Annotated in this window: 15 protein-coding genes and 1 pseudogene; 5 read left to right on the forward strand and 11 right to left on the reverse strand. The window is 48.2% G+C overall.

Features of this window, described 5'->3' with window-relative positions:
• Nucleotides 1-14: 14 nt before the first annotated feature.
• The 4 genes from NYE35_RS20605 to NYE35_RS20620 all read right to left on the reverse strand — a co-directional run bounded on the left by NYE35_RS20605 (nucleotide 15) and on the right by NYE35_RS20620 (nucleotide 6,020).
• Nucleotides 15-917, reverse strand: coding sequence for a carbohydrate ABC transporter permease (locus NYE35_RS20605; protein WP_076105253.1), 903 nt, complete (start codon nucleotides 915-917; stop codon nucleotides 15-17).
• A 104-nt stretch (nucleotides 918-1,021) separates the two neighbouring features.
• Nucleotides 1,022-2,404 (reverse strand): ABC transporter substrate-binding protein, encoded by a 1,383-nt coding sequence (locus NYE35_RS20610; protein ID WP_038572290.1) that lies wholly within the window; start codon nucleotides 2,402-2,404, stop codon nucleotides 1,022-1,024.
• A gap of 172 nt (nucleotides 2,405-2,576) precedes the next feature.
• Nucleotides 2,577-4,208 (reverse strand): response regulator, encoded by a 1,632-nt coding sequence (locus NYE35_RS20615; RefSeq protein ID WP_038572292.1) that lies wholly within the window; start codon nucleotides 4,206-4,208, stop codon nucleotides 2,577-2,579.
• 3 nt (nucleotides 4,209-4,211) lie between these two features.
• The gene (locus NYE35_RS20620; protein WP_076105251.1) at nucleotides 4,212-6,020 is read right to left on the reverse strand and encodes a cache domain-containing sensor histidine kinase; all 1,809 of its coding nucleotides are present in this window, start codon (nucleotides 6,018-6,020) and stop codon (nucleotides 4,212-4,214) included.
• 197 nt (nucleotides 6,021-6,217) lie between these two features.
• On the opposite strand from NYE35_RS20620, the gene NYE35_RS20625 reads away from it, so the two are divergent.
• Both NYE35_RS20625 and NYE35_RS20630 read left to right on the forward strand, forming a co-directional pair.
• Nucleotides 6,218-6,505, forward strand: a complete 288-nt coding sequence (locus NYE35_RS20625; RefSeq protein WP_341121993.1) for a hypothetical protein — start codon at nucleotides 6,218-6,220, stop codon at nucleotides 6,503-6,505.
• A gap of 223 nt (nucleotides 6,506-6,728) precedes the next feature.
• Nucleotides 6,729-6,938, forward strand: coding sequence for a hypothetical protein (locus tag NYE35_RS20630; protein WP_076273775.1), 210 nt, complete (start codon nucleotides 6,729-6,731; stop codon nucleotides 6,936-6,938).
• A 611-nt stretch (nucleotides 6,939-7,549) separates the two neighbouring features.
• Here NYE35_RS20630 and NYE35_RS20635 read toward each other — a convergent pair.
• The 4 genes and pseudogenes from NYE35_RS20635 to NYE35_RS20650 all read right to left on the reverse strand — a co-directional run bounded on the left by NYE35_RS20635 (nucleotide 7,550) and on the right by NYE35_RS20650 (nucleotide 9,193).
• Nucleotides 7,550-8,309: pseudogene (locus tag NYE35_RS20635) on the reverse strand (IS5 family transposase).
• 23 nt (nucleotides 8,310-8,332) lie between these two features.
• Nucleotides 8,333-8,464, reverse strand: a complete 132-nt coding sequence (locus NYE35_RS20640; RefSeq protein ID WP_080742533.1) for a ParA family protein — start codon at nucleotides 8,462-8,464, stop codon at nucleotides 8,333-8,335.
• 66 nt (nucleotides 8,465-8,530) lie between these two features.
• Nucleotides 8,531-9,019, reverse strand: a complete 489-nt coding sequence (locus NYE35_RS20645; protein ID WP_141240335.1) for a hypothetical protein — start codon at nucleotides 9,017-9,019, stop codon at nucleotides 8,531-8,533.
• A 12-nt stretch (nucleotides 9,020-9,031) separates the two neighbouring features.
• Nucleotides 9,032-9,193: a hypothetical protein gene (locus NYE35_RS20650; protein WP_341121995.1), complete on the reverse strand. Its 162-nt coding sequence runs from the start codon at nucleotides 9,191-9,193 to the stop codon at nucleotides 9,032-9,034.
• Nucleotides 9,194-9,262: 69 nt separating this feature from the next.
• Between NYE35_RS20650 and NYE35_RS20655 the strand changes: the two genes are divergently transcribed.
• Entirely contained in the window at nucleotides 9,263-9,793 is a 531-nt protein-coding gene (locus NYE35_RS20655) for a MepB family protein (RefSeq protein ID WP_341121997.1), read from the forward strand.
• On the opposite strand, the gene NYE35_RS20660 is transcribed toward NYE35_RS20655, so the two are convergent.
• Nucleotides 9,763-10,293, reverse strand: coding sequence for a hypothetical protein (locus NYE35_RS20660; protein WP_341121998.1), 531 nt, complete (start codon nucleotides 10,291-10,293; stop codon nucleotides 9,763-9,765). The genes NYE35_RS20655 and NYE35_RS20660 overlap by 31 nt on opposite strands.
• 107 nt (nucleotides 10,294-10,400) lie before the next feature.
• Here NYE35_RS20660 and NYE35_RS20665 point away from each other — a divergent pair, with 107 nt between their 5' ends.
• Together NYE35_RS20665 and NYE35_RS20670 are read left to right on the forward strand one after the other, a co-directional pair.
• Entirely contained in the window at nucleotides 10,401-11,009 is a 609-nt protein-coding gene (locus NYE35_RS20665) for a methyltransferase family protein (protein WP_076141080.1), read from the forward strand.
• A 128-nt stretch (nucleotides 11,010-11,137) separates the two neighbouring features.
• A complete protein-coding gene (locus NYE35_RS20670) occupies nucleotides 11,138-12,406 on the forward strand; it encodes an alkaline phosphatase (RefSeq protein WP_076105247.1) in 1,269 nt (422 codons plus the stop codon).
• Nucleotides 12,407-12,475: 69 nt separating this feature from the next.
• On the opposite strand, the gene NYE35_RS20675 is transcribed toward NYE35_RS20670, so the two are convergent.
• Together NYE35_RS20675 and NYE35_RS20680 are read right to left on the reverse strand one after the other, a co-directional pair.
• Nucleotides 12,476-12,676 carry a hypothetical protein gene (locus tag NYE35_RS20675; protein WP_076105246.1) on the reverse strand — a complete coding sequence of 67 codons (201 nt, stop codon included), beginning with the start codon at nucleotides 12,674-12,676 and terminating at the stop codon, nucleotides 12,476-12,478.
• 68 nt (nucleotides 12,677-12,744) lie between these two features.
• Nucleotides 12,745-13,266: a PadR family transcriptional regulator gene (locus NYE35_RS20680; RefSeq protein WP_036688994.1), complete on the reverse strand. Its 522-nt coding sequence runs from the start codon at nucleotides 13,264-13,266 to the stop codon at nucleotides 12,745-12,747.
• Nucleotides 13,267-13,370: the final 104 nt, after the last annotated feature.

Here is a 13,370-nt window from a genome sequence, read left to right on the forward strand (position 1 = left end):
AATATCCTCTCTCCTCAATCGGTCTGATTCATACGTCTGGATGCGTAGAAATAAATGAGCGATATGATCCCGACGATGACCGCAGACACGAAGGCGACCGCACTGCCGTATCCGAACTCTTGGACCTGGACCGCCGCGCTGCCTCCGCCGACAGGGAAAAATAATTTGTACAAATACAGGAACATCACCTCTGTCTTGCCTACGGGGCCGCCTTCGGTCAGCACCATAATGCTCTCGTAGCCCTTCAAAGCTGTAATGATCGCCAGCATAATGACCATCTGCATGACAGGCCCGAGCATTGGCAGGGTGACATAGCGGAACTGCTGGATTCTGCCTGCTCCGTCCAGGGAAGAGGCCTCATAAACATCCTCCGGGATATTCTGCAGACCGGCGAGGAAGAGCAGCATGTAATTGCCGACCGCCCCCCAGGCTGCAACCAGAATGACGGTGAGCATGGCATATTTCGGCCCCAGCCAGTCCACACCGGAATCGGAAAGGCCCGAACGGATCAGAAACTGGTTGAGAATCCCGTTATACGAGTTAAAGATCGTGAAGAAGACTACGGCCATTACGGCAGTACTGATGACGGTCGGCATGAAGAAAATCCCCCGCAGCAGCTGTCTGCCCCGCAGCCCTCGATTCAATATGGCGGCCAGCAGCAGAGCCAGCGGAATGGTGATCAGCAACTTGCCGCCTGCATAGACAAACGTGTTCACCACCGACTCCCAGAACTGGGTATCCTTCAGGATGCGTCTGAAATTGGCCAGCCCGGTAAACCGGGCCGTTCCGAACCCTTTGTAATCATAGAACATATAGCGGAACGCCCAGGCAATCGGATAAATCCCGAGGACCAACGTGAGCAAGGCACTTGGAAAGATAAAGCTGTATGAAAATAAGGCTTGTTTTGTTTTGTTCATCTGGTTTCTTCCGGCTCCTCTCCCTTGCGGCCAGAGCAGAGGGAGAGGAAAGCTGCTTCCCCATCCCTCTGCTTTGGCCTATATCTCTATCCCTAACCTTCTGTCTACTTGGCGAACTTGCCGCCCAGTGCGGCGGGGTCAAAGCCGGCATCCGGCTCGGCCTTCACGCCATCATTCGCAATCACGCTGTCCAGTGCAGTGTTATAGCGTTTGTTCAGATCGGCGATAATCGCCTTCAGATCGCCGCCGTTCAGCATATACTTGAAGAAGGCGTCATCCGATTTCATCCCTTCCGGTGCTACAGACGGATAGACCGGCCACACTCCATCGTGCTTGTTCGGCAGGAAGCCTTCAATGCCGTTCACATCCGGTGTCTTGGCTACTGCGCTGACGGATGGAACCATGGAGATGCCAAAGCCTTTTTCCTGATAATCCGTCAGCACCTGATCGCCGTACATGAACTCCATGAACTTCCAGGCTGCTCCTTTGTGCTCCGACTTCGAGCTCAGCGCCAGCCACTGGCCCCCGAGGAAGCCCGAAGCCCCCTTCACGGTGCCGTCGATGGTCGGAACCGGAGCGGCTGCCCAGTCAATCTTGGCCGGGAACTGATTCTTGTAGACGCCCGGCTCCGAGGAGTAGGACATATACATTCCGATTTTGCCCTCTGCAAACTGCGACCGCAGCGGATCAATATCCAGTGATTCCACACCCGGCAGCATGCTGCCGTTGTCCCGGATCTGCTTAAAGGCATTGATGATCGGCTCGAAGCCGCTGAAATCGTAGCGGGCCGTCTTGAAATCATACCCGAAGCCGCCGTAGCCGCTCATCTCCGCAATCACCCGCGCCGAACGCCCGAACGCGCTTCCGGGGCTTTTGAAGTTCTGGGCGAAGCCGTAAGCGCCATCCGCTTTACCGGCTTCTGTCAATTTTTTGGCGGTTTCCACCAGCTCCTGCAGGGTAGCCGGCGGATGCTCAACGCCTGCTTTGGCGAACAGATCCTTGTTGTATACAAGACGCATGGTTGTTCCATAATTCGGCAGACTGTAACGCTTGCCGTCGAATTCATTCAGATCCGGCATGGCCGGGAATTTCGTCTTCAGCTCATCGGTGAGGAACTCGTCAATGGGAGCGAGAAAGCCTTTTTTGTAGAAGGTCTGGATGGTATTCTCCTTCACCCGGATTACATCCGGCGCATCGGAGGTCTGGAAGGACAGATCGAGTGCGGTATCGAAGTCGTCGCCCTTGACGACCAGTTCCACCTCAATCCCGTCGGTATTGGTTGCGTTGAACTCGGCTACCTTGTCCTTCACGAAATCCGCATCATGACGGTCGCCGGTCCAGTAGCTGATTTTGGTCTTGTCCCCCGAGCCGCCTGTCTTCCCGTCTCCCTTACCTTCTGCAGCATTGCCGCCGTTACCGTTGCCGCAGGCTGTCAGGCCAAGTGCCAGGACCAGGCTCAGAGATGTTATTAGCATACGCTTCATCATTGGTAGTTCCCCCTTATATATCCCTGCTGTATTCGCTTACAACCTGATTATAGACGGATTGGCGCATCCGGATAAGGCGGGTAAGCCCACTTTAAGGGCAGATTTCTGCAGAAGCTTTATACAGTGAAGGGAGGCCACCTCCGCCCTGCGGACATGCCTCCCCTGCGCATTTTTATTCTTTTCCAAGATAATGCAGTTTGAACTCGGACGGGGTCATTCCGGTATATTTCTTAAACACCTCGCTGAAATAGCGCCTGTGCTCATACCCAAGATCCTGGGCGATCTCCTGAACCTGCCGTCCGCTGATCAGCATCGCCTTGGCCTTCTCCATCTTCTCGTGCATCACATACTGCTGAAACGAAATCCCCTGCACCTTCTTGAACAGGTTGGAGAAATACCCCTGGCTGAGGTTAATCTGCTTCGCTACCTGCTCCAGCGACAGTCCCGTATCCAGATGGCTATCGATATAAGCGGCGGCCTGGCGGATAATCCGCGTGGACTCCAGGGAACGGGTCTCTGTAACCAGCGCACAGGCCTCCCGGCACAGCCCGGACAGCAGGTCCCGGATATCCTGCAGGGAAGGATGCACCTGGTTCTTCATGACGGCAATCCTGCGCTCCAGCGGCTCCACCTGCCCGTAGGGGAACTGCTCCAGCAGGACCCGGCAGATCCTGTAGCCCAGCTCATAGCCGACGCTTTCCACATAACGCGGCTCAGGCAAAAGCCCGCTGTCCAGCAGCTCCGCGAATAGCTGATCGAGCATCTGCAGGCTTTTGGCAGAATTGCCAGAACGCAGGGCGAACAGCAGCTCCTGCTCGGCGGCGGCGGAGTAGCTGTGAAGTGCGAGCGGTTTATTCTCGATATTGCTGTAAATATAGACCCCGTTGCCTCCGGTGTAGAAATGATAACCCAGCGCGCTAATCGCCTGCCTGTACGCTGCGCTCAGCTCCTGAATCGCCGCTGCGCCCAGCCCCACGCCAATGGAAAGCGTATGCCGGGAGAACCGGCTTACATTCGTGCAGCAGGCCTCCGTAACCAGCGCGGCCGTATCCGGGTCCGAGCCGTTCATGATGCAGACATACCGGTCTGTCGCCTCCCGGATGATGACGCCGCGGGTCCAGGCGGAAATCGTCTCTTCGAGAATATTGTGCAGGCTGAACCGCAGCAGCTCGACCTCCTGCACAGGCTGGCCGCTCAGTTTCTCCGTGAAATGATCGATTTCGGCGACAAACACGAAGAAATCATGCTGGTCCAGAGGGATATCGAGATAGGCCCAGCGGGAACGTGCATCCGATTCTGTCGTCTGGTGGTGCAGCAGGAAGATGAGATATTCCTGGCGGAGAATAGGCAGACTTTCTCTGATTTTGGCCTCCATCACAGCAAGTCTGGTGGTCTCCTGACGCTCCTCCCTGCACAACTCCCTGGCCTTCAGCACAGCCTGCATAATCTCGTCCAGCGAAAAGGGCTTCTTGACGAAATCAAGCGCCCCTAGTCGGATGGCTTCCTGGGCATAAGAGAACTCCGAGTAGGCGCTGAGGATAATAATCTTGCAGTCCGGAAGCACCTCCAGAATCGCCCGGGTCATCTGCAGGCCGTCCATTCTTGGCATTCGGATATCCGTCAGCACAATGTCCGGCCGGGTCTCGCGGATAATCTGCAGCCCCGCATCACCGTCAAGCGCCGTACCGACGACCTCAATACCGTGCTCCTGCCACGGCGGCTTGCGCGAGACCATCTCCACCACACTTTTAATATCGTCGATTACACATAACTTGAACCTTTCCTGCTCCAGCTCCCAGTCCATCCTTCATCTCTCCTCCCCTAACGGAATCCACAGATCTGTCCGTGATCCCTTACATGGTTCGCCGCCAACGTCCATACGTGCTTCGGCCCCGTAATACAGCGCCAGCCGATGCCTGATGTTGAACAGGGCATAACCTTTCCTCGACTGCGGAGCCCTGACCATCCCCTGCTTGACCCGTGCAGCATCAAGACCCCGCCCGTTGTCGGTAATGCAAATATGCAGCAGTTCCTGCTCCCGGCTGACCGTGATGTCGATCCGGCCACCGGCGGTCCGGTCGCTGAACCCGTGCTGAATGCTGTTCTCCACCACCGGCTGCAGGATAATCTTGGGCAGCAGGCAGGACAGCAGGGCCTCGTCCTCAACAGTCACCGTGTATTCAAACAACCCTTCATAGCATTTCTGCTGAAGGGCGAAATACTGCTGCATGTGGGACAGCTCATCCTCAAGGGGAATCAGATCCTTGCCGCCGCTGAGCCCGATCTGAAACATCTGCGACAACGACAGGATCATCTCATTCACATCATCATTCTCGCCCATGACCGATTTGCAATAAATGGTATTCAGAGTATTGTACAGAAAGTGCGGCTCCATCTGCGCCGTAAGTGCGCGGATCTCTGCATGACGCTTGTCCTCCTCCTTGGCCTTCACATCTGCAATCAGCACCTTAATCTCCGACATCATCCGGTTGAACTGATAGCCGACCTGGGCAACCTCATCCTCATAACGGCTCTCATAAACTACGCTTAGCTGGTTCTCCTCGACTCTGCGCATCAGCCGCCGCAGCTTGAACAGCGGCTTAAGCAGCACAGACGTCAGCTGATTGGAGATCAGCCAGGTGGCCAGCAGGAAGAATGCGATGACATAGAGGGTGATGCGCTGCACCCGCTGCAGCTTGCCCAGCAGCTGGTCCCTCGACTGCATGCCGGAGATGATCCAGTCCGGCGATGCCGCTGAGCCTGTATAATTAACCAGATACTCCTTCCCGCCATAGCTGTAGTTGTAATCCTTGGGACCGGCTGCTGTCCCGGCTCCGGCAAGCATCGGCTTCCAGGGGAACCTGCCTTGGAAGGGCCAGTGGGACTCCACCACCGCCTCGCCTTCCCCGCTCACCAGGTAATAATCCCATCCCGCTTGTTGTCCCCCTTTATTCAGCAGCTCATTTATCCGGCTCTCCCTGATATTGACCACAATAAATACATTGCTGATCGGTGTGTAAGGGTATTCATAAATTCCCCGGACCACGAAGGAGACCACCCGCTGGCTGCCCGTGAATAACCGGTCATAATGTCCTTTGGCCCAGTAGCCGCCCGGCTTCCCCTTGCTCAGACCATATAATTCCGAGTCGTAGAATGAATGGTCCTGCGCCCGGGTCTGCGTGGTGGAATAGAAATCGCCTATCGGGGTAACGATCAGTACATTCTCAATGATCGGCTGATTGAACGTTGCCTGGGAGAGCACATATTGCAGATCCGACAGATGCACATAGTAATTCGACACATCATGGCTGAACACATCGAGCATCATCTTGCGGTACGCATCGCTCAGCATCAGGGACTGCACGGACAGCGCCACATCATTCAGGCGGGAATCCAGCAGCTGTGCCGTCTTGCTTACGGTCTCCTGGCTGCCCGCGTAGGCATTGTCCTCGATCTCCTGCGCGGCAATCCAATACGAGAAGCTGCCCATTGCACTGATGGACAGCGTGATCAGCACGATGAACGAGAACAGAATTCTCTGCTTGATGGATATCCGGTAATACCTGCTGACGATCTGCCGCCGGATCTGTCGGCCATAGGCTGTGAATTTATTCATAGTTCCCCCTTCTTGAGCATGTGTTTGTATGTTTGTATGTTCTTGTCACTTGTACCATACGGCTGCTCCAGCCCGGCGTCAAGACAGGGCATGACTATTTAGCTGATTCTGTCCCTTATTATCAATAGGCAGGGGGCCTCCGCTTAACATGGTGCGGATTCATTAATCATGGCTCAGGTTGACGGGAAGCTACGCGATTGAGTAATTATGCTTGTGACGGTCAGTCCATTCCGTTTGATGCCTTTCTGCGGCAAATGTTGAACGATCCAACAGTAGCAGAGCTCACTGATTTTGTTGCCTCATACGTAAAAAATAATACAATTAGCCAAACTGACAGTTTCAAGGGCGATTCTATGAAGCATGAAACAGAGATGGGGGGAACGTTGAGCGAAGTCCTGCCCCAACTGAATACTGGCGGCAACGCAGTGTTCACTTATTATGGCGGCAAGCAATCTGGTCCGCTTCATGTGGTATTCCATGTATAGGTCTGGGAACAATAAACTGCTTCCATTTGCTGCTTCGACACCTGGATGAATAAGGGCTGGGACCAGTTGTTGGCATTACGATTGCGGATGTAGAGCGCTATTGAGACCAGGAACATTGACGGATTGATCGAACGACTGGCTGACGACTATGCGGCCCGTCTTCTGGATACCGGACATCGTCAATTTCAGCTAATCGGCTAATGTTTGGGAGGACTGATCGCGGTTGAAACAGCTGGTCGTTTGTTGGAGGCAGGGACTGGAGGTTGTAGACTTGGTGCTGGTAGACAGCCATCCTGTTTTTCATTCCATTGAAGATGAATTAGCAATGGAAGCGCTATTAGTACCGAACCTTAATATTTCACTGGAGCAGACCGGTTTTGTCGGAGTTGCCTCGGGACAACTTATTCGCGACCTACAGACAGTTTTTCTGTGAAAATAAGGGGAACTAGACGAATGGACGAATTTTAGTTTTTGGAGTCGGCCTTCTAAGTAAGCTTCTTTGTTTTTCAGCATGCTATAGGCTATGACCAGTAGGGTTCGTGCCATAGCAATTGGCGTTAGCATGAAAGAAGTACAAGAATGGCTAGGTCACAGTGTCTATTCCACCACAGCCAACATCTATGCTCACTTGGAATTCAGTTTTAAGGTCACTTCCGCAAACCGAATGAATGAAGTAATAAAAATAGTCCACCAGATTTTTAATCTATTGAACTGCTCTTAGTAAAGGGCGAGAGGACTCGAACCTCCACGGTTTCCCACTCGATTTTGAGTCGCGACTGCTATTGAGAAGATAGCAGAAATTAAGTCCAAGAAGAGGAGTTTAAAGACCGCTAAAAATCCTTGTAGAATCAAGGTTTTTAGCGGTCTTTCTGGTCTTTTCCAAGCCCGTAAGGGTTCCCGGCATCTGGGCAAAATGAAGCTTTTTGGGACGTTGGAGAGAACTCGGGAAGAACTCAGAAAGAACAACAACAGAACGGCCCGCTCCCTACCATTGACAAAATAATGAAGCATCTGCGTAGGGCGTATCTGAAAACTATCATTGAGTCAATTTAAAAATGGAACTATGTATATAAACGCGAGGAATGACTTAGTCAACTTATCGTAACGAGTGGCCACACGGCGAAAGTGTTTGATTTTATTGAAAAAGCATTGAACCAAGTGGAGTTCTTTCTACCGATACCAATCGACCTTCCATGGATGTTGACTATTCGTTTTAGGCGGAATGGTGTAAGTGGCCTGTTTAGTCGTAATCCAGTTCCGAATCGCTTCTGAGCCATAGGCTTTGTCGCCAAGAATGTGACTTCCAATAATATCTAACTCCTGAAGCAATTCAATCGCTGGAAAAGAATAACTTGACCACCCGTCAGTAGAAAAGCTAGAGGGTTGCCTAATCCATCGACCATGGCATGAAGTTTGGTCGTCTTGCCGCCACGACTGACGCCGATGTGTTGGTTTACTTCGTGTCCATCTGCGTTTTTTTTGCACCGGCACTGTGTCGGTGGGCTTTGACCGATGTAGAATCGATGCTCAAGTTTTTAAAATCGGGTTCGATGTGAAGGGCTTGGAAGATGGCGATAAGGAGTCCGGAGTCTCTCCATTTGCAGAAACGACTGTAGGCCGTTTTCCATGAACCATAACGTTCTTCCGGCAAGTCTCGCCATGCCGCACCACTTCGGGCAATCAAGGAATGGCGTTAAACATCGTACGATTGCTTAATTTCGACGGTCTTCCTGTTTGATAGGGGGAACATGTCCTTTATTTGTTCCCACTGTTCATCGGTTATTTCGTACCGTCTTGGAATCATGCTTGTTTCTCCATTCGTTTTTCTCATATCATACCATAGGATTCTTTAGTTTTCAGACAAGACCTAGATAAAGCGTAAGCAAGATTGTATGCAGTGGTCGTTTTGCCTGTACCGCCTTTCTGATTGGCAATGGTAATAACCGTCGTTTTGGACATTTCAATTCCCTCCCTGAAAACAGTAGGCTATTAAAATGAGTAAAAAAGATTTTATATCGTTCTCCTTTAACTGTTTCGCTTCTCTTCAAAGTCAGTCAAAACTGGCTCGGGAAGTTTGCGTTTCAAATGTGCCAGTATATGCTCAAAGCAATATACCAATGATTCGCGGTTTAAGTTCGGTATCCGTCCTAGCAACTCCCACTCGGCATTAGTCAGATTCTCTTTACACTTCAGGCATTTATGGTTTGAAACCGCAAATGATTGTATTGGAGCGGCTCCATCCTCCACTCCTGCAGGTGGTCCACTCTGTTGTAAATGTGCAAGCGCTGGGTTCCCTGCCCAGTCCTCAAGCTTGTAGGGGGCGAGATCCTTCCATCCCATCTCATAAGTATCAATCGCGTCGATGAAAGCTTCATTGACTGCCTGATCGACCGCTGTACGTATTAACTTGGGCTCGGCAGCAGGATCTCCATTCATAATCGATACTCCGTATCCATCACGAGTATAGGGTCCAATACGGATCTGTACGATCGCCTTTACATAGCGATGTGGCACACTAATATCCAGCTACTTAATCTCCTTATCCCACTCACTGCCTGTTGCAGTCTCAATTCGATCTGTATAGACCTGATTGGGGATATAAACTCCCTTCTTATCTTTTCGTTGTGTTACTGTCCCTTCCGGAAAGCGCTGCTTCAGCGAAGCTATGATCTCCTGATAGTTATCCATCCTCTCATACCTTTCTATTAGTCATATTTTTTCATGATTTTAGAAAATCGTTCATAAACCTGGATGGCCATGTTTACTTCTATCCTACATAGTGACTTACTTGCTACCATGGAAGAAGTATATAATCCTTGCAGGTTTGATTACTCCGAACCAATTCTTGAACCGCAAAATGCGGAATACGGAGCATATATCTTTACCTTAAATGCGCTGGCCATTAGATTCCGGGTGGCTAAAATCACACCCACTAAAGTCGGGCAATTTGTGACACTATGGGAGCGAATTGGAGATCATCCCATCCAACCCTATGACATCTCAGATCCTGCTGATCTCTTCGTTATAAGTACACGAAATGGGAATCACTTTGGCCAATTTATTTTCCCAAAAGCTGTCCTAGGAGAACAAGATATTCTATCTGCTAAAGGTGAAGGTGGAAAAAGAGCTTTTCGAGTCTACCCGCCTTGGGACAATCCCACGAGTCGCCAAGCTCAAAAAACGCAAACATGGCAGTCGGAATATTTCTTGGATATCCCTGTAAATAAACCCGTAGACTACCTTCGTGCACAAGCACTTTACGGTTTACCTGTAAATCTTACGGTCTGACCTATCTCCTCCACATGTTCCTTATCGCCCTGCAAAATAAAATAATAGTATACATCATCTCCTATTTTCACCGCTTCGGGATATTTAATTATAAGCGCCGCTTGATGATTCCATTCCTCCCCTTGGTCAGCAGAAGGCATAATCAACTTTGCCTTCTCTTCCTCTTTTAACCTCTCTAATGTCAGTTCAGTGATTTGCGGATGGGAGCCATAAGGCTTCAGCTGATGGGAGGCAATAATTTCAGCTACTTCATCTATTGATTGTCCCTCTCCAGACATAGCGGATAATTGAAAATAACCATCCTCCCCCTGAACCTTCTCATCATCTGCTGAATCTACGACCCATTCCATTGGATACTTCAAAGAGACTCCATAAGCATCGGAAGTAAAGGTTGCAAGCCCAGTTTGCGTAAGCAGCATACCGATTACAGTACCTGCAAGTGCAATAACCACGATAACCAACACCCAAAGCCACCGTTTTTTGTATACATTTGTTTTCACGATATCCCCCTAAATCAATAATTAGTTGACATGTACAATATTAGGAAATAAGATATAAACAAACATATGAGCAATCATTCATATGTATTGGTAAGGAGGAAATCATAATGAGCGATCTTAAAAATATCCTATCTCTACTTCTTTTCTGCATCTTCCTAATTTCTTATCTATTAAAGCTCCTTATACTTTACAAGAAAAACCACATTAAAGGAAACGTTCTGGCTAAAGGCTCTAAACTATCTAAGATCCATTATATCGAGCTATTGGTAAAAACCTCTACTTTTTTATGGGGCGCAGCATGGTTTGTTTTTTCCGTAGCAGAGTCCTTTATGGTTACACTTGTAGGCAAACCGTTTGATATTCCTGTAATTCACTTTAGCGGTGTTGGTGTAGCTGCCCTCGGATGTTTTATTTTCATTCAAGCTATGATTGCTATGCGCACTTCATGGAGAGTTGGGATTGATAAGACTACTGTAACCAAACTCATCACACACGGTATTTATAAATATAGTAGAAACGCTGCATTTGTCGGGTTTGATCTCATGTTTCTGGGATTGTATCTGATGTACCCCAATCTGTTAACACTCCTAATATTCATTCTTAACATTGCCGCGATTCATTTACTAATTCTTCAAGAAGAGCAACATTTAAAGTCCGTATTCAGAGATGAATATATCCAATATTCCAATAATACACCTAGATATTTTCTATTTTAAAATCTTTTATCACAGCTCGGATAATTTATATTCGCTTTATCATTTTACATTTTTTACAAGACAAGAAAACATTCTCTTAATGTAACTACTATAATATGAGACTGTAAACATACATTAGGAGGGAAATTATGAAATCACCGAAAAAGCATGGCGTCAAAACAGCAATTGTAGCGACAGCGGCAACGGCTCTTTTTGTATCCAGCATAGTCACTACTCATGCACCTAATCAAGCAGACGCAGCATCTTCGAACACAAGAAATGTAATTCTGTTTATTGGAGACGGAATGGGTGCTGCTCAGCGTGATGCCATCCGGCTTGCCACCGTAGGTGAAAAAGGAAATCTAGCAATGGATTCGATGCCATACGTTGGATTAATTCATACAAGCTCCACTGTCCCTGTTACAGATTCGGCTGCTTCTGCTTCAGCCTATGCCAGCGGTGTGAAAACTTATAATGGAGCTATCGGAATGGATGCCGATAAAAAAAGTGTTAAAACCATTATGGAATATGCTAAAGATGCCGGAAAATCAACAGGTGTCGTTACTACTAGTCAGATTACAGACGCGACTGGCGCCGCATTTGGTGCTCACGTCGAAGACCGCTCAAAGCAAAGTGATATCGCCCTCCAGCTTCTGACTAAGAGCAAGGTTGATGTTCTGCTTGGTGGGGGTGAGGATTTCTGGTACCCTGCAGGCAATCCCGGGAAATTCCCAGATGAACCCGCTGAAGATCCTTCAGAGAAAAGCAAAGGAACACAAGGTAACCTTGTTGATAAAGCTAAACAATTGGGCTACACCTATGTAACGAACAAAGCGGATATGCAAAAAGCAAAAGACGGCAAGCTACTGGGAATATTCGCAAACGAGGAAATGTTCCAGCAAAATCCTGAGGGTGAAGGGGATATTTATAATCCGGTGGTATCGCTGCCCGAGATGACTAAGAAAGCTATAGATACGCTAGCAACAAATAAAAAGGGATTTTTCCTTATGGTGGAAGAAGAAGGCACTGACGAATTTGCACACCAAAACAACGCTAAAATGACGATTAGATCAGGTCAAGAACTGGACAAATCCGTGCAAGTAGCCAAAGACTTCGCCAAAAAGAATCCAGATACACTGGTTCTAGTTCTTGCCGATCATGAGACCGGCGGATTTTCTATTGAAGCAGTTGACGCAGATGATGAGTCCGGTGACGGCATATCCAAAGAAGACGGTCCATTCGCCATCGCCAATTCCAAACACAATTTTGTAGTGGACTGGACGACCTCAGGCCATACTGCGGTTGATATTCCAATCACAGCTATGGGCAAAAATGCACAATTATTTACTGGAATCTACGAAAACACCGAAGTATTCACCAAGCTTATGCAAGCATCAGGTTTTAAAGCCAAAAAATAAAGGCGAACAATAAAAGACTAGCCAAATTAAGGAGGATGCCCCCTGCTCTCTATTGAGCAGGGGGCATCCTCACTTCTGATTACCTCGGTTGATATTAGCATCAATTAAAGCATTTTTGTGCTTGTTATCTTCTTCTTCTTCTTCTGTTACAACTACGCTTTTCAAAAATAACGGACTGTTATTAGTAATCATCAAATTATACTCATTATCGTTTGCTACTTTTGTATCATACTTAAGTATTTCTTCACAGTCATAAGCTTGACTCTCCAATCTTATATTCTATTGTACCTCCTCATATTTTAAAAAATGATTGGTTCATAGGGTGCTAAACTGTTTCCTTATGCTTCTAATTTACGTGACAGCTCCTTAATTAACTCGATCTCTCGTAAAACCATACTTCGGGTGTAAAAATAGAGCTCCTCAGAGTAATCCATATCCTCACTATTGCCTACTACTTTGGATAACTGCTGTAAATGGTCCAGCTTTTCGTTCATATAAGTCTCTCTGTAATCAAGCAATCTTCTACGTGTCTCCTGATCCAAAAGCTCATAATAAGCAAGACGAATAGACCATTCATTATCAATTCGAATAGTCTCCAGCGTAAATTCTGTTAAGCAGGTGTTAAACCGCTCCTCACCCTCAGTAGTTATAGAATATACATAACGTTTAGGCCGGCGTTCCTGAATTTCCGTTTTTTTGATTACCCATTTTCGCTTTTCAAATAATTTCAGCTTTGGATAAAGCGAGTTATTGTTTACGATTTTATCATTGCCCATTACAAAAATAATGTTTTTTTTAATTTCATAACCATGTTTGGCCCCTTTCATTAATTGGGCCAGAATCAAAACTTCAATATCCATAATCATCCTCCGGGCTTCCGGAATACGTATCCGGTTCATCATTTTCTTATATTACCTCAATTACTACAATCCTGCCAAATCACTCGTGATTTTTTGCACATACT

Origin of the sequence: Paenibacillus sp. FSL L8-0494 (assembly GCF_038003695.1) — a bacterium.
Taxonomy (GTDB): Bacteria; Bacillota; Bacilli; order Paenibacillales; family Paenibacillaceae; genus Paenibacillus_AQ; species Paenibacillus_AQ odorifer.